Below are 26,408 nucleotides of genomic sequence, written 5' to 3'. Positions count from 1 at the left end.
ATTAACTATTGTAACGTTTTTATTACCATATTGTTTAGCCTTATTTGTTTTGTTTATGACACTTACAAAACAATAAAACCAATTGATGATTCTAACGAGTCATTATCCAAGGAATAAAGGTAATTAAAAATCAGCTTAGAGTAATTATTCTTTTCTGATATTCTGTTCTTAGAATCACTCTAATACTATTTCCTTTATATGGAGCCTATTTCTTAGTTCCTTTGCGAGCTTCTCTATCTTTACCCTTAGGCTCAGATTTGCTTTTTGTTTTAGTCTTCGGTTTATTAGCAGCCATTTTCTGTTTTCCGACTCTCAATCCACTCGAAGGTTTACCTTTACTTCTGGGTTTTGGTTTATCCTCTCCATTTTCAGAAGTTGGAGTGAATTTTTTTGGCTGATCTTTATCGGTTTTGTTGGCAGAAGCTTTTTTTGCAGCCAGACTTCCTTTTCTATAATTGGTTCTTATATCATGCTCTTCGAGGGCTCTGTTAAAAGACTTATTACTGTTTGATGGAGTTTTTCCTGCAGGAGTTTTTTCAGAAGCTTCAAGCATATCGAATAACCCTTCCATTTCCGAAGCAGTCAGATTACGCCAGTTTCCTTGCCCTAATTTATCAAGCTTGATATTCATTATCTGAATACGTTCTAGCTTGAGTACATCATAATTGAAATATTCACACATACGTCTGATTTGTCTGTTAAGACCTTGTATAAGTGAAATTTTGAATGTATAGGGGTTGATTTTCTCTATCTCGCATCTGCGTGTCACTCTATCTAAGATGGGTACACCTTGCGACATACGAGTGATGAAGTCAGACGTGATGGGGCGATTTACAGTTACAATATAATCTTTCTTATGATTGTTTCCTGCACGCAATATCTTATTAACGATGTCTCCATCGTTTGTTAGGAGGATTAATCCTTGCGAATCCTTATCCAACCTACCGATAGGAAATATACGTTGCTCGTGTCTTATGAATTCGATAATATTATCTCTCTCCAACGGATTGGTAGAGCTTACAACTCCAACGGGTTTGTTGAATGCAATATATACCGGCTCTACTTTATTCTCAATGAGTTCTCCGTTTACCTTAACTTTTTGTCCGGGTAATACACGCGATCCGATAGTAGCTTTCTTGCCATTTACTGTAACATTGCCACTCTCTATGTATTTGTCAGCTTCGCGTCTAGAGCAATAGCCTGATGCACTGATGTATTTGTTTAAACGATATTCCATTTTCTCTAAATCTAAAAGTAAGAATAAAAATAAGTATACTAAAACAAGTGCTGTTATAATATTATTTTAATTATAACAGGCTTGGAGTGTTTTTGATCCAAGCAATAAAAAGGTTTGAGACCTCGCCAGATATCAATCTTCAATATTCTTTATTTCAGTATTCTTTATCTTTTTTGAAAATGAAAGAATATAGAAGTTTATCAAGATGAAAAACACCCGTTCTTAATATAATTAAAGACGGATGTTCTGGTTTATTCGTTTATCTTAATCTAGCGGAGAAGAAGGGATTCGAACCCCCGATACAGTTGCCCGTATACTTGCTTTCCAAGCAAGCGCCATCGTCCACTCGGCCACCTCTCCTTAATTACGGCACAAAGATAAAAATATTTCTTGTATTACAATAATTCGTTTAGTTTATCGAAAACAGTTTTTTAGCGTTCTCGCTCGTTATATCGCCTGGCTTTTCGGGAGTTACGCCGTATATATCTGCTAGTTTTGCTGCTATGTGGATTGTGTATGAAGGTTCGTTTCTTTTGCCTCTGTATGGTACAGGTGGAAGATAGGGTGCATCGGTTTCGATAAGGAGACGCGAAAGATCAGTTCCTTTCAAAACCTGTGGCAAGGTTGAGTTTTTGTAAGTGACTGTTCCGTTTATTCCTAGATAGAAATTCTCAAGAGCTAATACAGCCTCCAGCTCTTCACTTGAACCGCTGAAACTATGAAATGCCCCTCTAAGTTTAGATGCACCTACATTCTTGATGCATTCTATAGATTCGCCAATAGCATTTCTGCAATGGATAGATACAGGCAGATCAAACTCTATGCTCCATCGAAGTTGTTCCTCAAAAGCGGCTCTTTGCTCTTTCTCTAGAGACTTATCCCAATAGAGGTCGATCCCTATTTCGCCAACAGCATTGTATTTGTGAATAGCAAACTGTTGCTTAATTATTTCCAGATCAGATTCCCAATTTGCTGTAACGCTTGTTGGATGTAGCCCCATCATAGGTATGCAATACCCTGGATGTTTTTCTACAAGGGAATTAACTCTATTTATGCTTTCTACATCTACATTAGGTAATAAGATGTTGGTTATGCCAGCTTGCTTAGCTCTGCTTATAACGTCTTCTATATCGTTGTCGAAGCTTTCGTCATAGGTATGAGAATGCGTATCTATTATATTCATTTTGAATTTGTTTAGGTTATAGCAAGTATTTATTGGGTATTAATCGCAGTTGTTTCTTTGTGATTAACATATAAATACTTGCCGAAGTCGTAGAAAAAGACAAAGACGTTTATGACGCGCGAGTTAGCAGGCTTTTAGCAAGCTCTCTTAGTTCATTCTTCTTGGCGTAATCTACACTTACTAAATCTAGGTATGCGATTCCTTTTTCGTAATATGCGTGAATGATATCTGCTGATGTCTGCTTTAGATTCAGCTCATCATATATTGTTGTTACAGCTTTGATTTTTTCAGTTTCATCGAAGTTCGTTTTGTTTATCCAATCAAGTAATTGATCTTTACTATCTTCGTGTTGAAGTGCTGTGATTTGTAAGAACGTCTTTTTATTGCAAAGAATATCTCCTCCAATTCTTTTCCCGAATGTTGCAGGATCTCCATATACATCAAGCAGGTCGTCCATTAATTGAAAAGCTAATCCTATATTTATTCCGAAGTTGTAAAGTGATTCAGCGTCTTCTTGGCTCGATCCAGCTGCTAGTGCTCCACATTTGAGTGCACAACCTAATAATACAGCAGTCTTTAATCGAATCATTTCGAGATATTCGGCAATAGATACATCAAGGCGTTTTTCAAACTCCATATCAAGTTGCTGACCGCAGCATATTTCAGTTGCAGTTGTAGAGAACAGGGATAGAACTTCAGGCAGATATTGTGGATCAGTCTTTGCTATTTCCTTGTAAGATTCAATAAGCATGGCATCGCCCGACAAAACGGCTGTGTTGTCATCCCATTTAATATGTACGGTGGGTTTACCTCTACGTTTATCCGCTCTATCCATAAGGTCATCATGTAATAGAGTGAAATTGTGGAAAATTTCGATACCTAAAGCTATAGGAATCGATTTTTCGATATCATCTTTATATAGGTTGTAAGCCATTACAGCTAATACGGGTCTAACTCGTTTACCTCCAAGTTCGAGGATATAATCTATTGGAGCAAATAATGATTCAGGTTTACCCTCAAATTTGAGAGTATTTACTTCATTATTAATCTTGTTGAGTACGTCGGAGAATGTATACAGCATAATTATATATTTGATATTCAAAAGTACATAATTTATGCTGAAATTAAAAGTTGCAGCGCTCTATTTGTATTGGAAGTCTAAATGAAAATGGCGATAACCCCAAGCAGAGCCGAAACTATAAGAACAAGAAGTATTCCTAATATTATATTTTTTGTCGTAAACTTGATTGGTAGGTTGGGGTCATCTTCCTCAAAGCTTATGACATCGTCATTAAGTTCACCTGCGAGTATAGCTCGTTCTAAATCTTCGATTGTTAGCTCAGAACGTTTGCAGATTTTATTAGATAGTTTGTCCTGTAATGGAAAATATTTAGGGAAGTTAAAAGCTGAAATGTCAACATTAAACTCTTTGGCGAAGGCTTCAATAAAAGCTTTAGCTTGTTCGTTCTGTATATTCAAGTCTCTTGTAATAGAGGTGTTATCGTATATTTTCTGATCATACGATGAATATTTAAGAATGAGTTGTTCTAGATTCTTATTTCCCATTGTTGTTCTATCAAACAGATTTATATTGCAATATACAAATATACTTAGAAAAAGATGAGTTTTTTGTTAATCTGTTATTAAATTTTGAGGAGAGATTTAATGTTCTATTGTGATGGATGAGCTTGAGAGGATGTATTTGTCTGTTCATGAATTAAAATATATAGATAATATTAGGTGTGTTAATGTAAATTATTAAGAGGGCGCCATAATCTAGATGTTTGGTGTAGAGGTATCTCTAAAAGATAGGTAGGCTTGTCTAAATAGAATAGAATTTAAAGATATAAGGAGGCTTTTTTGTGTTGTTAAAATAGGTGCGTTATATTGTTGTATTGTTGAGTTTTTTATAAAAGTGTAGATTGCTTGCTTAAATAAATCACATTTAGTAGATGACATTTGAGAAGCAGTGCTACTGAGTTGAGTTTTGGCTAGAAGTTTTGGTTGTGCTGGGAAATATTTGTGGTGGTTGCAAGACTTATAATTGTTAATGAATTTGCGTGTGTGTCTCGTTTTTTTTGTTTGTTTATCACTGTTTTATAGTGAATTTTTTATGTTTTAGTATGTTTGATTTTGTTGATGTAGTTAATATTTATGATGTGATGCTTTGTCTTATTAGGAAAATGACTTTGATAATTTGTTTTTTATTGTGTTTTGGTTGTAGAAATATGCTTTGTTAAAATAGTGATTTGGTAGGCTTGTTTATTTGTGAAGTGTGTTAGAATGGTTTTAAATTCCTTGGTTTGTTAAGTTTGTATATTGTTTTAACTAAGGCGCAATAGTTTTTTTCTTTTAACAATAGATATAATGTTAATTTGGAGGTCTCAGATCAAAAAATGTCTATTTTAGCTAAAATTTATCTCATAAAGATCTTTATTTTCTAATTGAATGTGCTATTTAACAATCTTGCTTGTTTTGTGCTTTGTACGGGTTGTTTGCAAGCTTTTTTTTATGATTTAAATAGGCTATCTTCCCTATAATTAGCTTGTTTTGGTGAGTTTTATTATTGTTAAATTATATTAAATATGGTGAGCTATTGTAAGGATAGGATGATAGATATGAACTTAATGCTTATCTTTGAACCCTAAATGCAGGAGATTGTTCAATATATTTCTAAATGTTATAATTTCCAGCCGTCTATATGTTATTTGATAACACATTTTCATTGCTTGGTAAACAATGAGTTAAGCACTAAAAAGGATTAAAACAGAACAAAAATAAGTATGAAAATAAAACTACTTTTGCTTGTAGGAATTGGGTTTGCTCCATTGCCGTTAATGGCTCAAGCTGCTTTCTTTTATAATAAAGGAGCGATGTCCGTTAAATCGACGGGTATTGCAGGAGATGCTACTAAGACGACCTTGTATATTAATGGCGATTTTATAGCAGGTCGTGATGCAACTACTTCGAGTGTGGTGAGTGAGATTCATTTAGAAGGATCGCAAACTGTTCTTACCGGTAACTTTATTCATGAGTTGAATGGTACGATTGGTCGTAATTCTCATGTTTTTGTTTTACCAACTCCTTATACTGCAACAACAGCTTCTCGTTTTGTTTTCAGAGGAACAGACACTCAGTATATAAAAACCGATCAGGCATATTCGCCCACATTGAAAGGTGGTAACTATATAAATTTTCCGGATTTAGTTATTGAGAATACAAAACATGTAGTCTTAGTCCCTGAATTAGCAGCTTCTGCTCAGAATGTAGATTTAAATGGTGGTCGTTTTATTATTGATTCCAGAAGAGTTAAAGCCTCGGATGTTAGTGGTATAACAACAATACATACAGTTGATAATTCTTCGATGCTAGCCCACTTTATGGTGGAGGCTCCAATTACAGGGAATACGGCAGTTGGACAGATCAGAACTAAGAATAGTGCTATTCCTAATACTACAACTGATAATAATCTATATGGAGCTATTCAGGTAAATCTATCTGTAGATGATCCTGCTATTGCAACTACAAATGAAAGACAAGGAAGAAGCCTTATTGCTTTTGGTAGTCCGTATAAAGAAATGAGAGCCGATTATTTCTTTTGGAATTTCCTTATGATTCCTACGGGAGAAAGCATAATTGGTCAAAGTGCACCAGGTAATACAATGACCGACCCAACATATAAATTGCAAGCTGGTAAAGCTTTCGTGCTAGGAGTTGATCTTAGAGGAACTAATGCAGCTAATTACGAATACGATATTCATCCTACTTATAAGGATAAAGGTATCTTGTTTGCAGAACGTAATGGTGCCGGAGTTTCAGATGACAATGTTGTTGATGCTACAAACCCTAGTCTGAACCGAGAGAAAGGAAAATATTTCTTTAGTCGATTTGGTCCAATGTTTAAAAGATCAGTAAATATATTTCCATCTTCAGGTCTAGCAACTAATGTGCCGAATAAAATGCCTAAGGTCGCTGTATCTACTAGTGATGTTTATACAAATGAGGTGCTAAATAATAATGATATTGATTTATCATTGGTACCTGGTTATAATTATTTCTCAAATCCTTATACTGTTCCTTTAGATGTTACTACTTTTATTACTTCAAAAAGTACTAATCACGAAGCAGACCCACATGATTGGGGGGGGGCTGATGGTTTACTTATGGTCGGTAATGCAGCTAATCTTAGTAGGGATGTTGCTAATCGTATTTGGATATTAGATCCAACTTCAAAAGGGTCTGGTACTTATGATGTAGGATATACAGGTGTGGAACCCGGGAATAAATGGGTTTCGGTAAGTGCCAAATATAGAGTGTTAAGACCTACTGCTGCTACAGGTTTCTTTGATGCAGGTTCTACAGTGGGAGAGTGGGATTCGGGAACGGGAGAAATTCTTGATCTTGATCAAGCTGGTTCGGCTGTTATTGCTCCACTTCAGATGTTTGTGTTATATTCTGAGAAGTCAAGATCATTTCGCATACCTGCATCTGAAAGATGGATAAATCGTAATGCATTATTTCTAAGATCAGCACCTGCTGAAGAAAAGACTATTAAAGATGACTTTCTATTTCATATAACAGATGAAGAAGTGAAAGCGTCTGACAGAGTTGCTATTGCCATTAGAACACCTCAAGAGGTGATGACTAATGCAGAGTATGCCCCAACAAAGAAAATGATTGCTTTGATATCTACAAGCGAAACAAAAACTACTTCTGAAACAGTAGAAGGTGTTGTTAAGCAAAGTGGTATGAGTACAATGTATACAAGAAGCGAACAAGGTGATGCTTTGGAGTCAAATATTTTAGGTGTACCTCAATCAGCACAAACAGAATCGGTTGTATTATATGTAACACCTAGTGCAATACCTCAAAATGTAACACTGAAAGCTTCTCGCTTAGGTTCTGCTGAGAGAGTACAGGGAATTACTTTGATTGATAAAGTTGCTAATAAAGAATTTGACTTGTTTGGAGGAAAATCTTATACAACAAGTTCTAAAGCAACGGATCCTATAGATCGTTTCACTGTAAGATTTACTTTCAATACATCAGGTATTGAAGATGGAGATAATAATTCGGAATCTAAAAATATAACATCTTACTACTTTAACGGAGTATTGACTGTTTCAGGTTTTGAAGATTCAGATTTTGGAAGTGTAATTTCTGTATATGATATACAAGGCAGAAAGGTGGCTCAAGCTAAAGTAGATGATACTTCAGTAGAAATTAGACAAGCATTTTTCACAGGTGCTTATATTGTAAAGGTTGTAGGTAAAAAATCGTATGCTGCTAAATTTTTGGTAAAATGAGAAAATGTTTAAGTTTTAAAATATTAGGTATTCTATTTTGCATAAGTGCTGGATTGAGTGCGCAGGATTTACTACCTTCAGATTCTTATTATAAGGATAATATCGCTGTGAATGAAGTGCATGCTTCAGCTCCTAGCCTAAAAGGTCCTTCGGGAGAGGACGGCGGTCCTGGAGATGGAGGAGGCGAATGGGGAGGTGGAGGCTTCGTCGGTTCACCAGTTGGAGATGCTGTATTACCAGTTATTGTAGCTGGATTAGTTTATGCATCATTTCTATTGCTAAGAAGACGTAAAAGCACTATTTAAAGAATAGTCTATCAATAAATATTAAAAGAGCAGGTATATTTACCTGCTCTTTTGTGTTTTAATCTAGTTTGTATAGATAATACAAGTGGCATGTTATGGCTCTGCCATTATTAGATAGTCTAAGAGGGAGCTAATGTAGAAGAAGAAAGTAACTAACAAAAAAAGGATATCCTGATTGGATATCCTTTTTCTATATTAGAATATTTAAGCTCTCTTATTCAGGAAGATTATTAACTTCATTAAAAGTATCAAATGTTCCGGCAGCTAAGCGTTTATAGCTTTTCCAGCGCCATGTAGCATTGCTTTGAGCAGCTTCATATAAACTGGTAGCTTCTGTTGGATTAGACTTTTGAAGTGATGTATAACGAACTTCATCTCCAAGGAATGCTTGGAACTTGCTCCAGTCTGGATCTTTACTATCCATTGTGAATGGGTTCTTGCCTTCTTCTTCCAACATTGGGTTGTAACGCCACAAGTGCCAGTATCCGCATTCTACTGCTGCTTTCTCTTCGTCTTGAGCCTGACCCATACCTTTACGTAGACCGTGGCTGATACATGGAGAATAAGCAATGATAAGTGAAGGTCCTTTGTACTCTTCAGCTTCTCTGAATGCTTTTAAGCACTGCATTTGGTTAGCTCCCATTGCTACCTGAGCAACGTATACATAACCATAAGTAGTTGCAATCATACCAAGGTCTTTCTTACGAATCTTCTTACCTGCGGCAGCAAATTTAGCAACAGCTGCAACCGGAGTTGATTTAGAAGATTGTCCTCCTGTATTTGAGTAAACCTCAGTATCCAAAACTAGAATGTTAACGTCTTCACCAGAAGCGATTACGTGGTCAAGACCACCAAAACCTATATCATAAGCCCATCCGTCACCACCAAAGATCCAGATAGAACGTTTGATGATATATTGTTTCAATGAAAGCAATTCTTTGCAAATTTCACATTTGTCAGCACCAGCTTCTATGATAGCTAATATCTGAGGATGTAGTTCTTTGGTTTTCTCTGCTTCGTATTTATTATCAATCCATGATTGGAAAGTAGCTTTTGTATTCTCAGAAGTTTCAGGCATTGCTATTGCTTGCTTCATCAATCTTTCGATTCTATCACGCATAGTGATATTTGCTAAAGCATATCCAAGGCCAAACTCTGCATTGTCTTCGAATAAAGAGTTTGCCCAAGCTGGACCTTTACCTTCTTCATTCTTTCTGTATGGAGTAGAAGGAGCTGATCCTCCATAGATAGATGTACAACCTGTTGCATTAGCAATCAACATTCTGTCACCATACAATTGAGTTACAAGTTTGATGTATGGTGTTTCTCCACAACCAGAACATGCACCTGAGAACTCAAACAATGGCGTTGCAAACTGTGAGTTTTTCACGTTTTGTTTGATATCTACTAAATGAGCTTTGCTGGTTACGTTTTTCACCATAAAGTCCCAATTGTTTTGCTCTGGGTATTGAGTACCAATTTCTACCATCTCAAGCGCACTTTGACCTTTCTTTCCAGGACAAACATCAACACAGTTACCACAACCAAGACAGTCTAAAACGTCTACTTGGATACGGAATCCCATACCGTCAAATTGTTTTCCTTGAGCTTTAAGTAAAGATGCACTTTCAGGAGAATGAGCTTGCTCATTAGCATCTAACACGAAAGGACGTATTGTTGCGTGAGGACAAACATATGCACATTGGTTACATTGGATACAGTTATCCATATGCCATACTGGAACAAATGCAGCTACACCACGTTTTTCGTATTCGGTAGTACCATTATCCCATGTTCCGTCTTCGCGACCTTTAAATGCTGATACGGGTAGATCATATCCTCGTTGAGCATTTACTGGGCGAACAACGTTTTTGATAAACTCTGGAGCATCATCCTCTGTTGTTTGAGCACCAAGAGTTAGGTTTGCCCATTCAGCAGGAATTTCTACTTTTTCCAATTCGATACCACGATCAACGGCAGCATAATTTTTATTAATTACATCTTCTCCCTTACGTCCGTAAGATTTAACGATGTATTTTTTCATTTGCTCTACCGCTAAGTCGTAAGGTACTACACCCGATATCTTAAAGAATGCTGATTGTAGAATTGTATTTGTACGTCCACCAAGACCTATTTCAGTTGCAATTTTAGTTGCGTTGATGATATAGAAATTGATGTTGTTTACAGCTAAATATTTTTTTACGTTATCAGGAAGATAATTACCTACTTCGTCCTTAGCCCATACAGAGTTAAGAAGGAAAGTACCATTCTTTTTCAACCCTTTAGTTACATCATAAAGATGAAGGTAAGCAGGTACGTGACATGCTACAAAGTTTGGTGTATTCACCAAATAAGTTGAACGAATAGGTTTGTCTCCAAAACGAAGGTGAGATGCAGTGAAACCTCCTGATTTTTTAGAGTCATAAGCAAAATATGCTTGACAATATTTATCAGTGTTTTCTCCGATAATTTTCACTGAGTTTTTATTTGCTCCTACTGTACCATCAGAACCTAATCCGTAGAATTTAGCCTCGTAGTTGTTATCATCAACCGAAACTTCTTCTTTCATTGGAAGAGATTTGAATGTTACGTCATCTACGATACCGATAGTGAAATCGTTTTTAGGCAATTTCATTGCTAAGTTTTCGTATACTGACATAATTTGAGAAGGAGTAGTATCTTTAGATGAAAGACCATAGATACCACCAACAATAGTTGGAGCATCTTCTGTTCCGTAGAAACAGTCTTTAACATCCAAATAAAGAGGTTGTCCAGGTGCTCCTGGTTCTTTAGTACGGTCAAGAACAGCAATTCTTTTCGCAGTCTTAGGTATAAGAGCCATAAATGCCTCAGCCTTGAACGGACGATATAAGTGAACTGAAACAAGACCTGTTTTTTCACCTTTAGCATTCAAGAAATCGATAGTTTCTTTGATAGCCTCAGTAACCGATCCCATAGCGATGATTACTCTGTCAGCATCTTCTGCTCCATAGTAATCAAATAAACCATATTTACGGCCAGTTATTTTATAGATTTCTTCTAGATATTTTTCAACAATACCTGGTACTTTGTCGTAGAATGGATTAGATGCTTCACGAGATTGGAAGTAAATATCATCATTCTGAGCAGTACCGCGTGTTACTGGATTCTCTGGATTCAATGCTCTGTTGCGGAATTCCTTAAGACCGTCTTGATCAATAAGTGGAATAAGCGCCTCTTGATCCATCAATTCTACTTTTTGAATTTCGTGAGATGTACGGAATCCATCAAATATATTCATGAATGGGATGCGAGATTCTATTGTAGCTAAGTGAGGTACAGCAGAAAGATCCATAACCTCTTGTACTGATCCCGAGAAGAACATTGCAAAACCAGTTTGGCGAGCAGCCATAACATCTTGGTGGTCTCCAAAGATAGATAATGCCTGTGCAGCTAATGCACGAGCCGAAACATGGAATACACAAGGAAGAAGTTCCCCTGCAATTTTATACATGTTAGGGATCATCAATAAAAGACCTTGTGATGCAGTGTAAGTAGTTGTCATTGCACCAGCCTGAAGCGATCCGTGAAGAGCACCGGCAGCACCGGCTTCAGATTGCATTTCTTGCACTTTTATTATTTCGCCGAAAATGTTTTTACGTCCGGCAGCAGCCCATTCATCAACATACTCTGCCATTGTTGATGATGGTGTGATTGGATAGATCGAAGCTACTTCGCTAAACATATATGATATGTGAGCTGCAGCTTGATTACCATCACAGGTTAAAAATTTTTTCTCTTTTGCCATACTCTGTAATAGTTGATTATTTAGTTGTTTATCGAACTTTTAAAATAAGAGGACTAAGCTGAAAAGAGAATGGATTATGTTTATTAATCAAAATGCCTTAGTGCTTAAATCCTTAACTTTATTTGATTACAATATTTACTTTATAAATTAGTATAGAAAACCAAAAAGCCACAGAGGAATTGTATTTCCGTCGCCTATCTCCATCATTTCTGCTGTATTATAGATGTCGGTTTTTTTGTTCCCTTTTGTTTTTAGATTATCTACTTTAAATGTATATTTTTCGTTATCGTCTTCTACCAGGAAAATTCCTGCTTTGCTACCTTTCTTTAATTTTGAATTATTGTGATGTAGCTGGTTGTAGAAGAATGTTTCTCTCAGTGTCTGATCATTAGCAACTCCCGGTTTCATTGCAAAAATGAGATTGGTGTTGTGCATATAAACCAGATCGGGTTTCTTAGGAAACTCTTCACCTTCTCTGTATAGTAAATTTATGAGGCGACCACTTTTTAGATAATCCAAATAATTGGTAACCGTAGCTCTAGATATCTCGCAATCGACACTCAGTTGGCTTATATTGGGCTTACCGGGTGAGGTGAGTGACAACAGATATAGCAACTTCCTCAATTTAGGAAGATACGATTGTTCTATTTGTTTTATAGAAAGAACGTCTATCTCAAGCATCATGTTGATAGTCTTAAGTAGATTCTCTGAGAAATTACGTTTTTCCAAGAAGAAGGGATAATATCCATGATGAATATAATCTCTGAAATAGGCGAGGGGTTTTACTTTGGAGCAAATCTCTGCTGCTATTTCTTTATGCTTGGATATAATATCGGGTAAAGAAACCGGCTCAAGTTTACTATCTGTGATAATATTCAAAAATTCGCGAAACGAAAATCCTCTCAGATTATAATGACGCACAATAGATGCAATTTCTGGATTTTCATCCAATTGCATAACTGTCGAACAGGTAAAAACTATATTAAGCTCAGGGAACTTGTCATAACATAATCTCAGTTCACTAGCCCAATTGGGATACTTAAATACCTGATCTATTAGAAGAGTTTTTCCACCTTTGAAACAAAATTCTTCGGCAAAGTCGTATATGGTACGACAAGTGAACGAAAAATTATTCATATTGATATACAAACAATCTCGTCCATCTAAATCACTGAATTTTTTTGCATATTGCAATAAAAACGTGGTTTTACCGACACCTCTAGTTCCTTTGACTGCTATAAGACGATCATTCCAATTAATCTCGTCCATCAACCGTCTTTCGACGTTGCTGCCCAAGTGCTCTACTAAATATTTATGCGTTCTGAAAAAGGATTCCACAATCTACCGATTAAGTCTACGAAGGTAATTTTTTTTTGTCTTATTGCAAAGTCTACTTTGCATTTTTAATCAATTTTCATCATATATTATACTCAGATAGTTAATAAGCCTGTTTTATTTGAAGGCCAATCTCTTATTATTCCTATCGTTGCTCACAATAGTGAGAGGTTATACCGAATTACTCAATGGATGAAAATTGTAGATATTTATCAATTACTCTATATTTATCCTTCGAAGTTACTAATAAAAATGATTGTACAGATATTATTTATAATACCTTTTGAGGATATTGGTGTATTCTTTGGTTACTTTAAACTTATTGATCCATGTATTTAGAGAATCAAGAAGAACAGGAGAGTTAGCTCTTACTGCCCAAGCTTCGAAATGAGTAAAGCCGATATCTGTATTTATATCCAGTTCGGGTATTTTCTTTGATAAGCTTTCCGCAGTTTTTATGTCGCATACCGTATAATCTATTTCTCCTGCGGCTACCATTAATGCTAGTTGATTGGCTTGATAAGTATCATCTTCTATGATAAATATTGTATCGCCAATTTCATGCGATAGATTTTGTAGTCGGAATATACTTGGAGAGTCGGCTGATACATATAAAGTCTTTTTTCCTAAATCAAGATGATTCCGAATAGGTTCAATATTATGGTTGAATTCGGCTTTACGTTGAACTAATACTAGTCTATTATTGATGATCGCTTCTGTAAAATTGTATTCGTTTTTTAGGCTAGAATTAATGGGGATATTGCAGGCTACAAGATCGTATTTCCCAGTTTTCAAACCCTCAAAATTCTTATCTAAGCTATTCTGCACGGATACTTCGAATTTTATCTTTGTAAACTGTTGTAATGCTTGGAGAAGTTCGTAATTAAAGCCCGCAACAGTGTCGGATGACACGAAATATCCTATGGGATTGAGATCCGTTACAATACGTAATATACCACTCTCTTCTATCTCGGTATAGTCGCGATGTACAGGTGTGTTTTTGTTTTGTGTAATAATGTAAGCAATAGCAGCTATTGCTATTAGTAATACTAAAGCGATGTAAATTTGCTTTTTACTTTTCATTATTTTAAGGTGTATCAATTAGTAAAGTTCCAAGATAGTCCGAATTTAAAGATCATAGGGTTTACCGGATAGTGAGGTACTGTGAAATAATTGGAGTCCCCAAAATCTTTAGCCACATTATACATCATCACAAAAAAGCGAGTCTTTTTTAAGTGAAAATTGGCATAGGCAGTAGCAAACGGAAAATTGCCTATTTGAACTTCGTCCTGATTGACAAATTGCCCTAAAGCTGGATCGTAACCTAGTGCATAGTATTTAGTGTGATAATGAGCGTCTATACCTAATTGCATAGTTAATACTTTCGCTAATTTAGCTTTTATATACAGATTGGTATATAAACTTAATGTAGGAACGGGAATAACATCTTCCTTATCACTCATCTGATAAGAAACTTGGTTGTCCCAGTGTAAAATGCCATAATGTAAATTCTGATCTAGACGAAGTGAAACTACTCGTACACTACCTCCATCTTGTGTTGGACTTGTCATTTGAATCCCTTCTAGATTGTTGAAATAGATGTAATTGCTTATGTTTTCTACTCCTCCACTCAACCGGGTTTCAGTATGAGGAATATAAATTTCACCTCCTACAAATATACGTTTGGTATTACTGAATTCTTTTTGCCAAGTGTAATACTTAGATCTGAAACTGTTTTGAAATAATTGAGGAACCAGATTTTTCACATATCCGTTTGCCTTTACTATCGCTTTCTGACCTTTTATATTAATGGTTGTGCTGATGTCAGCTTTTAGCTTAAACTCTCCTATGTCATCACCTAGTACTCCGAGGTCTGCATAAAGGTTATATTTTAGAAATTCACCTTTCTCTTTAGAAAGTATCCCCCCAATAAATGTTGAGTTCTGAGTTGTATCACGTGTCGCAATCCATCCGAATTCTTCTGATGGCATTCGGAAAGTTCTTCTGTCATTTTCGATGAAAGCCGTTAAGCCAAATTTAACCCAATCTCTAAAACCTTCGTTTAGAGAAACGGCAAGCGTATTCTTTAATGAATAATATGCCATTTGGTCGTTAACTGGTGCGCTTTGAGTACCAGCTTTTGGGGTATAATTATAAAATTTATCCAAAGCCTCAACGTTTCTGCTGTAAAATCTACGGCGTTGATCGGTATAGCTATTGGTTAGAATAACACTGGCAACGGGAATAAATTTCTCAGTTCCTTCCTTTTCATATCCCAGATTGTATTTATTGGTCATGTATAGATGTTTTCCTCTCAGATAATTCCAAGTTTCGGAAAGATGAGTTTGAAAACTCATTGTGTTGTCTTTCCCTACGTTCTCTTTATCTGTACCATTTAAATAACCATCCTCTGTTATACCACCATTTTCAGAATGGGTGAAGTTATTATTAGCTACAAATGCGTGCATTTGATATTTATCGCTGATATAAGCCGTATAGAAATCGTAATTGATTTGTTTATCGGGGTTGTATTGGTAGAAACCTCTGGAATATACATAGTCAATGTCGAAACCTACAGTGAGGTTTTTATTGAAGCTGATAGATATTTCTCCGGTGAATCTTTCTTCTTTGCTCTGACGGCTTCCTCCCGATTGATACATGATATTGGAGTAGGGCTGCTTGGTGCTCAGAAAGCGTTGATTACCGGGTGTTTTGTAATAGAATTTATAAGGATCGAGAAACTGAAAGAGAGAAGCATCGTCCTGCTCAATAAAGAGTTTAGAGTAAGCTGGTGATCCCCAGTTACCAAGATATCCGATTGCTAATCCTTGACCTTCAACTAAACTTTCTCTGTGGAAACCATATAACATGGTGTCCATTGGGATAGGAATACGCTCACCCAAGCGAGGATCGATATTCCAAGAAGATATAGCAGGTGGAACTTTATTTAAAGAATCGAGGTTGACCGATGGTGTTTTGCTATTTGATGCTCTCTGAGGAGCTGGAGTTTCTGTTTTAGTACTGTCGTTATCAAAAATAAAACGGGGTTGTTGTGCCTGAGTAACAAGCACAGACGCACATATATATAGAATAATAAAAGCGATTCTTTTCATCGCCACAAACTTACATAAAAAAACAGAAATAGCCGAAACGTTTATTTCTAAATTGTAGTTAAAGGATTAACCATTTAGTTATAAAATGATTGTTCTAAAAAAGAAAGGATTGGAATATTATTTCCAATCCTTTCTTTTCTATATTTAAAATCGTTGACTCAATTAAATAAGAGTAATACAATGCTCAACTGTTAGTTGGCTTTCTCTAATCATCTATCAATTGATCTTTACAGGTGTTATAGGTTGTTGCTTTACTTGATCGAGAGGGTAAACTTGGTATTTTACTTTACTAAAGTCTATATCTTTCAGGTTAAAACTACGGATGGCGCTGTTATACATTGTACGATAATAGATGATGCGGTTTGTTACATCCGTCGCCGATGTCCATTGTGTAGCGCTTGGTATAGATGCTGGTACTTTCCCTAAAGGGAATTCGATACCCACAGGTATATCAAAGTTATTTAGTATCTGAAAGCTTTGTAAGATAGTTTCCAAAGCGGTGTTTTGTTGTACGGCTGTTGCTTGATAAAAAGCAGCACGCACAAATCGGGATGGGGGAGTTACATCTCCGGGAATTCCCAAGAAGCCACTGCCTGACCCAAAAGAATTAAGCTGTATATTACCTAGCGATTTAGATTCTGCTGTGCCTGGAAAAAGATTGACGTAGTTATTCAAATTTGTTATATGCCATTCAAAACCTGGAGAATTGGTAAGTACACCCAACTTGTTTTCGTAAAAATGAGGCTTACCTTCTATAATTTCTAGCACTAGTTGGCGACCTGTATTATCTGCTATACGCCAGTGTACAGTTGAAGCTCGTGGGTCGATACCTATAACGTGTATATTTTTAATAGCCTCTTTTACCTCGTCAACAGTAGAAAAACTACCTAAGATCCACGATACTAGCTGCAAATCGGCAATACTCGACGTTTTCTGAGTTACATCATAATCTTCGTATTTTCCGTATCCGGGGAAATAAAACAATCCTGCAGATAGGCCGACTTCGTTAAGTCCTTCAGTTACAAATTCTTTTTGCTCAACTGCGAAACCCACATAACCATAACGTGCCGTAAATTCCATGCCGGATAACTCACCTCCCAGTATATAAGAACGTTGCTTATAACCACGCGGTACTATGGCGTATTGACTGTTTAATTCGCTACCACCCCATTCGATAGTACGTGCAAGAATGTGAGAATTGTCTTTGGCTGTCAATGTAATACCGGTGCAGGCCCTTAGGGTCTGAGGCTGAAAAGCAATGGCGGAAGTTGCTAATAGCAAGGTTAATAAGTTTTTTACCATAATAAGATTGTGTTTTTAATGAATAACAATCTGTTAGTGAAATAGTTTATCGCTGATGGTAATAATAAGCTATTCTTGCTAATCTAATTAGACAAAAAAAGGCTGAATTAAATATTCACTCATTTAATTCAGCCTAATATCAATTATAGGAGTTTTTATTTAACCCTTGTCCAAATTTGATTTCTTCCAAAAGCAGAAATACCTATATAGCCTCTAACCTTTAGTTTGTCGTTTCCGTCAAGTGCAACAGTACATTTGTATAGTTTTCCTGAGGTTGGATCTAAAATTTTGCCATTAGAATATTCTTTACCGTCTTTCGATAAACCTTTAATGATATATAGTCCAAGAACAGGTTTTCCTTTATCTGTATCGGGGCAGTTGGTACATTTAGCATCCTTTTTAGCTGGATTGAGTATCTCAACTATTTTTCCATAAATTTTACCGTCTTTTTCGGTAATCTCAACAATAGATTTTGCATCGCCTGTTTCATCATCGAAGGTTTTCCATTTTCCGATAACTCCTTGAGCGTTTACTGATATTATACTTGCTAGAAGAGCAAATAGGATCGAGATTTTTATTCTTTTCATTTGATTGTTGAATTTGTTACTTTTTGTTTTCTTGAGTACTATTAAATATCTATTGTTATATTCTTAATTTGTTGGGAAGAGTTTAATTACGTTTAGTTAATACCATTCTTTGAGTTACTACATCGGGTATTTCGTCTTCATAATGAGTAACATATATTAATGCTTTGTCATCAGTACAAAAATCTTCTATGATTTTCTTGATACGATGCTTATTAGCAACATCTAATCCGTGTAAAGGTTCATCAAGAATCAATAAATCAGGGTTTTTGACGAAAACACGTGCTAATAACACGAGACGCTGTTCACCTGTCGAAATATTAAGAAACGATACATCCTTAATATTGTCGATTCCAAATATTTTCATCCATTCCAGAGCAATTACTTCTTGTGCTTCGCTGCATTTTTTATAAAGACCTATGGTGTCGAAAAATCCTGAACCCACAACATCTATGCAACGTACATTCTTTTGGTAGTAAAGGTGCATTTCGGGCGAAACGTATCCGATGTGTTTCTTTATATCCCAAATACTTTCTCCAGATCCTCGTTTGCGATCGAACAGAGTAATATCATTTGCATAGGCTTGCGGATTGTCTCCCGAAACCAAACTTAGAAGTGTGGATTTTCCTGAACCGTTTTCTCCAAGTAAAGCCCATTTTTCTCCGCGTTTTACTTGCCAATCTAAATCTTTCAGAATAGTACGTGTACCATATCTTATATGTATGTTTTTGAATAGAAGTGCATTTTCGAATGAGAGCTGATCAGCCGAATTATCTAGCAATTCAGATATATTGGCGTTGTTTTCTTGGTTAAACAAACTTTGTTGAAGCGCTAAATCATTCACAAATTCGTCTCTGCTGATAACGGGTAATAGTGATTTATCTTTTACCGGTAAGATATGTGTGATAATAGAAGGTAAATCTTTGGGATGCGAAAGAATCAGAACTATTTGCAGATTCTCTAAAAGCGATAATCTGGTCAAAAGATCGTTGAGTACTGTTCTCGATTTGGCATCCAACCCAATAAAAGGATTATCTAGAATAAGAATCTGTGGTTTCGATAAAAGTGATCTTACAATAAGGGTTTTGCGAAGCTCTCCACTCGATAGTAGATTGATAGGTTTTTCTACCAAATCTTCGATCTTAAATGCAGCAATAAGCATTTCTACCCATTCTTTTTCACCTTTTGAGAAAAGATCTCTTACTACAGGAACTTCATGCTCGTCTCCTGCATTCCAACGTTGTTGATAGTAGCTGTTTTGTATATCTACGAGGCTATAAATGTCGCGGAAAGCAACACACTTTACAACTGTATTTATACTGATATTGTTTTTACTGATAATCTCTCCCGATTTCAGAGCGTGCTTGCCTAACAGAATATCAATAAGTAATGTTTTACCCGCTCCGTTAGGACCTACAATAGCCCAGTGTTGACTATTGGTTACAGCCCAATTGATGGGTTGGGCAAATGCTAATGTGTGGATGCGAGGAACCGCATTTCTGATTTCTATAAGATTATCTGTTTCCATTCGTTTTTCTTATTTTGGCAGGTAAAAGTAATGATTTATGTTGAGAATGATAAACCAAAAGAGGGTAAGGTTCCTATGTTGATTAGATATAAGAAATCTCTTTCGTTTAAGACAAAAGATTTTTCAATTACTCTTTATTTTATAAGAAACTTGAGTGTCATAGGAATGGTGTAGTCCACAGGAAGAGTAATTCCATTTTATTTTCCCGATTTCTAATCAAATATTAGTTTTACTATATGGATTGCCTCTCCATATTCCTTTTATAACTTTAATTTTTGTATTGCTTTTATTAATGAACTTTTGTTTCGGATATAGGTATATGTGATAGATATATCGGAGGGAGGAATCCTTCAGACTCACGTCTCAGATAGTCAGCCTCCCTGTAAGGATCGAAAACAGCACCCGGTGGTAAGGGGCGGTTCTTATCCATAAACCATGTAAATAATGAAGCGTACTCTCGTTGATCTGTCTTATTACTGTCGTAATAACATAACCAACGTGCAGATATAGCATTGTCAATCAGTTTATTTCCATAGGTATAGGGTCCCCATACCTGGATGCGATACATCCCATAGGACTTAGGCATTAAGTTGTAATAAAATTTTGCGTTTTCGAACAATATTGTAACTGTTTTATTTTTCAAATTCATATATCCGTCAGGCATAGTGATAGTCCCATCTATACGGTTAAAAAGAAATTTTTTATCGGGATAATATATACCTTTTATTAAAACTATTACTCCTAATATAAATAGAAAGAAGGAAAAAATACTATATATAATAAATTCTAACAAATCTTTAGAAACGCCCTCCTTAGTTATTATATATATTGTTGTGTATATTGTCGATAAACAGATAGATAGTCCGATAATGATCTGCATAACTCTTATTATCCATGTCCCTTTCTTGCCTTTACCATCCATGTCAAATAATAGAGTGTTTTGTCCTATAGTAATAAGTTTGTCTTTCTCCATTACTTCCTTATTATCTACCCAGTATGGCATCTTATTGGTATAAATAACATGAGATTGTTTTTCGATAGTTCTGAGTTTTTTGCTGAATATCATAGTTTTATGCTGTAAAATATATAGACACAATGTTTTCTGATATAAAGATCAAGATTTTTATTTTTATTTTGGGTTCTGGTGGTCTATAATGTGTTATTACAAGATGAAAATAACAGAAAAGTAATTATAAATGAGATTTCATCGTAAATTCGTATGGTTTATAGTAAAAAAAGGAGACTGAAATTATCTTAGAATTCAGTCTCCTTTTAATATACGATAATTTAAAATTGTTAGATATTAGGAGATACTTAGCAATGGAAATGTTCTTTTTACATTTTCTGCGATTTGCAAAGCCAGTACTTCTACAGATATATTCAATGCTTTGGCAACTTCGCTATAAATATCTTCGATAGATGTTTCAGAAATGTCTGTTTCGCAAAATAACCTGTCTAATGGTATTTCGCGAATGGCATCATCATTAAAACGCTCATTGATCGAAAGCAGAAAGCCATGCGATAGAAGTTGCTTTGCTAACTCGACCTTGCCCTTATATCCATGAATAATCCATGGTTGGCGAGGCTTGTACAATTTTTTGATGTGTAGCAACTCTTCCCAAGCTTTAACGCAATGAATAATCAAAGGTTTTTGTAACTGTTCCGATAATTGAACTTGTTGTTCAAATATGGGTTGTTGAATTTTCAAGTCAGGACCTTTGAGTTTGTCTAGTCCAGCCTCTCCAATAGCTACAATGCGGGGATCGCCTGCAATTTCTTTCAAAAATTTAAGTTGGGGTTCTGCATCTTCCGAATACCAGGGATGTACTCCGCAGGAAAACCAAGGATAGTTTTCGTTATCTTTGGCGTATTCAAAACCAAGAGGGTACACATTTACAATATAAGAAATGTTTCGCCTCAGACTCTCGTCATCATCCGAGTTCGGAGAAGGAGCGTCGTGGGTGTGTATGTCATATAAGTCCATAAAATAATTAAGAATTCTGAGCTTTGCAAGTTAGCCAAAACTTTCAGATTGCACCAAAAAAATATCGAAATTTTATATAAACTAACTTTTTGGACTCTATATATTCTCTAAAAACTTAAATTTGTAAAGCTCCTAATCTATTGTAGGAGTAGCAGAGATGTGTTATAGAACTCTGTTCGTAATACGATAGAAAACTTTTATAGGCTATTTTAAATTAAAACTTAACGGATTATGTTTACAATTAAAGTATCGGAAGATATAAGGACTCGCTGCCCCGAATTTGCGGGAGTGGCTATTTTGGCAACGGTACAAAATAAAGCCTATGATCCGGAACTTTGGAAAGAGATTGATACTTGTATCGAAGAATACAGAACTACTTACCAAATTGATAATGTAAAGAAAATACCTGCAATAGAGGCTACACGCAATGCTTATAAGCGATTGGGGAAAGATCCGAATCGTTATCGTCCCTCGTCGGAAGCTTTAGGACGACGTATATTGCGAGATCTGCCTCTTTACCGGATTGATACTTTGGTTGATCTTATTAACCTAGTATCTATACGTACAGGATATTCCATTGGTGGTTTTGATGCTGATAAAATAGAGGGTAATGTATTGACTTTGGGTGTTGGTGTTGCAGATGAGCCTTATGAGGGGATCGGTCGTGGTATGTTGAACATCGAAGGTTTACCTGTCTACAGAGATTCCCTTGGTGGAGTAGGAACGCCAACGAGTGACAATGAGCGTACTAAATTGGATGTAGGTACAACTCGTTTTCTAGCTATTATCAACGCGTATGATGGTAAAGAAAACTTGCCTGAGGCTGTTGATTATATGCAATCTTTATTGCGTCGCTTTACCAATTCAGATGGAGGTGAAGTTTTTTACTTCTAAAGTCTCAGACTTTTTACTTGCTAAATAATTTATATAAAACAGATATAAAGGAATGGATACATCGTTTATCGCCAAACTTCGGCTTAGCAATCAATTACTGATGGGGTCAGATCTTAAAACTCCTCAGGAGGTAGTGTCATGGATGGGGGCTGTTCAGGCACAAGATTTCAATATGACAAAATGGGCTCTTGGAGTTCGCTTACCTGCTCTGACGAATAAATCGGTAGAGGATGCTATAAATAAAGGGTTAATTGTAAGAACGCATATTCTGAGACCGACATGGCATCTGGTTGCTGCCACAGATATTCATTGGATGTTGGCGTTGTCGGCTCCTCGACTAAAATCAGTGTGGAAATCATATAATACCATGGTGGGGCTTACCGATTCGGTACGAGAGAAAGCTCAAGATATTATAAAACAAACGTTGGAATTTGGAAAGCATTTAACCCGAGCTCAGATAGGTGATGTTTTGAACGAGAAAGGACTCAACCTAGACTCTCATCATATAAATCATATAATGTTTGGAGCAGAGCTAGACGGCATTGTTTGCAATGGAGAAATAAAAGGCAATAAACAAAGTTACTGCTTGTTGGAAGAGAGGATTCCTAAGACTGAGGTGTTTAATAAAGATAGAGCTTTAGAAAGATTGGCACGCAAGTATTTTATGAGTCACGCTCCTGCTACGTTGCAAGATTTTGTATGGTGGTCGGGGCTCACTATATCCGATGCAAGGAATGCTATGGATATGATAAAGTCAGATTTTCTTGTCGAGAAAATAGATTCTTTAGAGTACTGGATCAATAATTCGTTTAAGGAACAGGTAACGAATAATGAATCTGTTTTTTTACTGCCTGCCTGGGATGAATTTGTGGTTAGTTATAAGAACAGAGAACATATTATATTAGATGAACATTATAGTAAAGTTATCTCCAAGAATGGAATATTTAAGCCTGTTGTAGTTAAAGACGGACAGATTATCGGTATGTGGAAAAGGGTGAAGAAGAAAGATAAGGTATTTGCCGAGACCGAACTGTTTGGAGAGGTAGACGGTACTACGAGAGAGTTAATAAAGAAAGCGTCCGATTCGTTCGATTTATTTCATTTTTAAAGTCAGGGAACAGGGTCGTATCCATGCCCTCCCCACGGATGACAACGCGATATCCGTTTCATGGCAAGCCATGTACCTTTTATGGGACCATGTTTTTTGACGGCTTGTACTGCATATTCCGAGCAGGTAGGTGCATAGCGGCATGTGGGCGGTTTGAGCGGAGAAATACAATATCGATAAAAGTATATCGGTATAAGCACTATATAGGATAGTATTTTACGAATTGTTTTCACGTTTTGCTTCCGGTTGATATTTGCCGTTTAAAGTATTTATAGTCTTAAGTATTGCTTTCTCTATTTCGGCGTAAGTAGGTAATTCACTTTTTAAATAAAGAAATGCGATATCATATGATTTGCCCGATTGTGTAGCAAAATCAATCAGTTCTTTTTTATTCAGCCTGTAAGCTTCCCTTATCAAGCGTTTTACCCTGTTGCGTTTTACCGCCCGTTTGAATCGTTTTTTAGAAACACTGGTCAATATCGAGACAGTGGGTAATTCGCTTTCAGATTCAATCTCACGAGTTATGTATACAACCCTTAGTGGGTAAGCTATGAAAGAAGCACCACTTGCAAAAAGAGCTTCAATCCTTTTTTCGGCATACAGCCTTTCATCTTTAGAGAATGTAAATTGAGTTTCTTTTTCGGGCATCTTGTTGTACTAAAGTCTCAGACCTTTTTATTGCTTTTGTAAGTATAATGACAAGCTTTTGCTATAACTTATAGTATTGCATAACTAATATCTATAGCTGCTTAGTCGAGGCAAAGATACGTTTTTTTTATGAAGCCGAATATCGCATCATTTATATTTCTGAGACAGCAAAAAAAACTGTATTTTTGTTTTAACTAGCTGAAAGCATTTCATGTTATATTTTAAAAGCCATGACTGGCAGTCATTGTTATACTTGGCTGGATAATAAAAAGGTATGAGACCTTAAGCACAATTAAATACTTATTACATATTTAGTAGGAGGTAATTCTTTGCGGTTGTTTATTATTAATCAGACGACTCTTACTTCTACTAAAGCCTTAAAAGGGGAAATCTTAATATAGATAAGACGACGAGAATGACAGATACAATAAGATGGGAAGTAGACCGTTTTGAAGATTTAGACATTTATAAATTATACAAATTACTCCACTTAAGGGCTGATGTGTTTGTGGTAGAGCAAAATTGTCCTTATTTAGATGTAGACAATAAAGATTACAAAGCTTTGCATTTGCAAGGGTATGTGGGCGAAACGTTAGTGGCGTATTGCCGATTGTTTAAACGAGGCGATTATTTTGAAGAAGCATCCATTGGCAGGGTTATTGTCGCAGGCGATTTTCGGAAATATGGTTATGGACATCAATTGATGGATAAAGCGATAGAGTTGGAAGAATCTCTGCTTAATGAGACAAAAATAACTATATCGGGTCAGTTGTATCTAAAATCATTTTATGAGTATCATGGTTTTATACAAACCTCAGAGCCTTATTTAGAAGACGATATTCCTCATGTACAAATGAAACGGAATTAAATTACAATATTGAAATAGCTATGAAAAAAAAGATTTTAGTTACAGGCGGAACCGGCTACATTGGTTCACATACTGCTGTTGAACTACAAAATGCAGGTTATGAAGTTGTTATTGTAGATAATTTGTCAAACTCTACTGCTGATAGTATTGATGGCATTGAACGCATAACAGGAATCCGTCCTGCATTCGAAAAAATAGATTGCAATGATGAGGAAGCCTTGCGTAAAGTGTTCGCAAAATATTCTCCTATTAGTGGGATAATCCATTTTGCTGCAAGTAAAGCAGTGGGCGAATCGGTTCAAAAACCTCTCCTTTATTATAAAAACAATTTGGTATCGCTTATCAACCTATTAGAGTTGATGCCCGAATTTAATGTGAAAGGGATTGTGTTCTCTTCTTCATGTACCGTTTATGGTGAGCCTGATGTAAATCCTATTGATGAAACTGCACCTATTAAGCCTGCTGCTTCGCCTTATGGAAATACAAAACAGATCAATGAAGAGATAATTCAAGATTTTGTAACTTCTGGTGCTAATATCAAAAGTATAATATTACGTTATTTCAATCCCGTAGGAGCACATCCTACTGCAGAACTAGGTGAGTTGCCTAATGGGGTTCCTCAAAACTTGGTTCCTTTTATCACTCAGACTGCTATGGGTATCCGTAAAGAGTTGAGCGTGTTTGGAGACGATTATGATACCCCTGACGGTTCGTGCGTTCGCGATTTTATCAATGTAGTCGATTTGGCTAAAGCTCACGTTGTAGCAATAGACAGAATGTTGCAGGATAAATCTCCTGATAAAGTTGAGATCTTTAATCTAGGTACAGGAAATGGTGTATCGGTATTAGAGCTTATCAATATTTTCGAAAAAGTATCGGGTACAAAAGTAAACTATAAGATAGTTGATCGTCGTGTAGGAGACATTGTTAAAATATGGGCAGAACCCTCTAAAGCTAATAATGTATTGGGTTGGACAGCTAAAGAAACCATAGAAGATACAATGGCTTCGGCTTGGAAATGGCAACAAAAATTAAGAGAAAAAGGTATTATGTAATTAAATGCATATAATATCAAAAGATAAAAAAGGATGATTCTCTAAAATCATCCTTTTTTGTTTGCTTATAAAGTATAATTGCACTTGTTGTTGAATAATAGTGTTTTACGATACTATAGGTAGTTGAATTAACAAATGTCTGTAAGTGCTTTTGTTTTACAAATTGTCAAA

The 26,408-nt window shown here is 36.0% G+C and carries 21 protein-coding genes and 1 tRNA gene; 6 read left to right on the top strand and 16 right to left on the bottom strand.

Annotated features, from left to right (window positions below):
• Positions 1–205: 205 nt before the first annotated feature.
• From rluF to IR022_RS14965, 5 genes are all read right to left on the bottom strand, one after another.
• Positions 206–1,237 (bottom strand): 23S rRNA pseudouridine(2604) synthase RluF, encoded by a 1,032-nt coding sequence (gene rluF, locus IR022_RS14985; RefSeq protein WP_194204344.1) that lies wholly within the window; start codon positions 1,235–1,237, stop codon positions 206–208.
• Between the two features lie 273 nt (positions 1,238–1,510).
• A tRNA-Ser gene (locus tag IR022_RS14980) sits at positions 1,511–1,597 on the bottom strand.
• A gap of 49 nt (positions 1,598–1,646) precedes the next feature.
• Positions 1,647–2,420: a TatD family hydrolase gene (locus IR022_RS14975; RefSeq protein ID WP_194204343.1), complete on the bottom strand. Its 774-nt coding sequence runs from the start codon at positions 2,418–2,420 to the stop codon at positions 1,647–1,649.
• Positions 2,421–2,529: 109 nt separating this feature from the next.
• The gene (locus IR022_RS14970; protein WP_050711257.1) at positions 2,530–3,498 is read right to left on the bottom strand and encodes a polyprenyl synthetase family protein; all 969 of its coding nucleotides are present in this window, start codon (positions 3,496–3,498) and stop codon (positions 2,530–2,532) included.
• A gap of 80 nt (positions 3,499–3,578) precedes the next feature.
• A complete protein-coding gene (locus tag IR022_RS14965) occupies positions 3,579–3,986 on the bottom strand; it encodes a DUF1493 family protein (RefSeq protein WP_050711245.1) in 408 nt (135 codons plus the stop codon).
• A gap of 1,217 nt (positions 3,987–5,203) precedes the next feature.
• On the opposite strand from IR022_RS14965, the gene IR022_RS14960 reads away from it, so the two are divergent.
• Entirely contained in the window at positions 5,204–7,726 is a 2,523-nt protein-coding gene (locus tag IR022_RS14960) for a T9SS type A sorting domain-containing protein (protein WP_194204342.1), read from the top strand.
• On the top strand, positions 7,723–8,031 hold the full coding sequence (locus IR022_RS14955; RefSeq protein WP_194204341.1) for a hypothetical protein: 309 nt from the start codon (positions 7,723–7,725) through the stop codon (positions 8,029–8,031). The genes IR022_RS14960 and IR022_RS14955 overlap by 4 nt, the downstream gene beginning before the upstream one ends.
• A gap of 214 nt (positions 8,032–8,245) precedes the next feature.
• Here IR022_RS14955 and nifJ read toward each other — a convergent pair whose 3' ends face one another.
• The 9 genes from nifJ to IR022_RS14910 form a co-directional block, all read right to left on the bottom strand.
• On the bottom strand, positions 8,246–11,818 hold the full coding sequence (gene nifJ / locus IR022_RS14950; RefSeq protein ID WP_194204340.1) for a pyruvate:ferredoxin (flavodoxin) oxidoreductase: 3,573 nt from the start codon (positions 11,816–11,818) through the stop codon (positions 8,246–8,248).
• 147 nt (positions 11,819–11,965) lie between these two features.
• Positions 11,966–13,156, bottom strand: coding sequence for an AAA family ATPase (locus IR022_RS14945; protein WP_185099984.1), 1,191 nt, complete (start codon positions 13,154–13,156; stop codon positions 11,966–11,968).
• Between the two features lie 264 nt (positions 13,157–13,420).
• Positions 13,421–14,236: a transporter substrate-binding domain-containing protein gene (locus IR022_RS14940; RefSeq protein WP_194204339.1), complete on the bottom strand. Its 816-nt coding sequence runs from the start codon at positions 14,234–14,236 to the stop codon at positions 13,421–13,423.
• 14 nt (positions 14,237–14,250) lie between these two features.
• A complete protein-coding gene (locus tag IR022_RS14935; RefSeq protein WP_194204338.1) occupies positions 14,251–16,266 on the bottom strand; it encodes a putative porin in 2,016 nt (671 codons plus the stop codon).
• Positions 16,267–16,482: 216 nt separating this feature from the next.
• On the bottom strand, positions 16,483–17,568 hold the full coding sequence (locus IR022_RS14930) for a linear amide C-N hydrolase (RefSeq protein WP_194204337.1): 1,086 nt from the start codon (positions 17,566–17,568) through the stop codon (positions 16,483–16,485).
• A 155-nt stretch (positions 17,569–17,723) separates the two neighbouring features.
• A complete protein-coding gene (locus IR022_RS14925; protein ID WP_194204336.1) occupies positions 17,724–18,155 on the bottom strand; it encodes a DUF2147 domain-containing protein in 432 nt (143 codons plus the stop codon).
• Between the two features lie 82 nt (positions 18,156–18,237).
• Positions 18,238–19,680 carry an ATP-binding cassette domain-containing protein gene (locus tag IR022_RS14920; protein WP_194204335.1) on the bottom strand — a complete coding sequence of 481 codons (1,443 nt, stop codon included), beginning with the start codon at positions 19,678–19,680 and terminating at the stop codon, positions 18,238–18,240.
• A 289-nt stretch (positions 19,681–19,969) separates the two neighbouring features.
• Positions 19,970–20,746, bottom strand: a complete 777-nt coding sequence (locus IR022_RS14915) for a hypothetical protein (protein ID WP_194204334.1) — start codon at positions 20,744–20,746, stop codon at positions 19,970–19,972.
• A 237-nt stretch (positions 20,747–20,983) separates the two neighbouring features.
• On the bottom strand, positions 20,984–21,664 hold the full coding sequence (locus tag IR022_RS14910) for a TatD family hydrolase (protein ID WP_082204222.1): 681 nt from the start codon (positions 21,662–21,664) through the stop codon (positions 20,984–20,986).
• A 231-nt stretch (positions 21,665–21,895) separates the two neighbouring features.
• Here IR022_RS14910 and IR022_RS14905 point away from each other — a divergent pair, with 231 nt between their 5' ends.
• Positions 21,896–22,558 (top strand): B3/4 domain-containing protein, encoded by a 663-nt coding sequence (locus IR022_RS14905; protein ID WP_194204333.1) that lies wholly within the window; start codon positions 21,896–21,898, stop codon positions 22,556–22,558.
• A 52-nt stretch (positions 22,559–22,610) separates the two neighbouring features.
• Entirely contained in the window at positions 22,611–23,666 is a 1,056-nt protein-coding gene (locus tag IR022_RS14900) for a winged helix DNA-binding domain-containing protein (RefSeq protein ID WP_194204332.1), read from the top strand.
• Positions 23,667–23,668: 2 nt separating this feature from the next.
• On the opposite strand, the gene yidD is transcribed toward IR022_RS14900, so the two are convergent.
• Positions 23,669–23,890 (bottom strand): membrane protein insertion efficiency factor YidD, encoded by a 222-nt coding sequence (yidD, locus tag IR022_RS14895; RefSeq protein ID WP_221406882.1) that lies wholly within the window; start codon positions 23,888–23,890, stop codon positions 23,669–23,671.
• A complete protein-coding gene (rnpA, locus tag IR022_RS14890) occupies positions 23,883–24,314 on the bottom strand; it encodes a ribonuclease P protein component (RefSeq protein ID WP_194204331.1) in 432 nt (143 codons plus the stop codon). The genes yidD and rnpA overlap by 8 nt, the downstream gene beginning before the upstream one ends.
• 415 nt (positions 24,315–24,729) lie before the next feature.
• Here rnpA and IR022_RS14885 point away from each other — a divergent pair, with 415 nt between their 5' ends.
• The gene (locus IR022_RS14885) at positions 24,730–25,182 is read left to right on the top strand and encodes a GNAT family N-acetyltransferase (protein WP_194204330.1); all 453 of its coding nucleotides are present in this window, start codon (positions 24,730–24,732) and stop codon (positions 25,180–25,182) included.
• Positions 25,183–25,202: 20 nt separating this feature from the next.
• Positions 25,203–26,237 (top strand): UDP-glucose 4-epimerase GalE, encoded by a 1,035-nt coding sequence (galE, locus tag IR022_RS14880; protein ID WP_194204329.1) that lies wholly within the window; start codon positions 25,203–25,205, stop codon positions 26,235–26,237.
• Positions 26,238–26,408 lie beyond the last annotated feature (171 nt).

The sequence above is a fragment of the Dysgonomonas sp. GY617 genome (assembly GCF_015233815.1).
In the GTDB taxonomy this organism is placed as follows: Bacteria; Bacteroidota; Bacteroidia; order Bacteroidales; family Dysgonomonadaceae; genus Dysgonomonas_A.
This window is presented reverse-complemented; position numbering and strand designations above follow the sequence as displayed.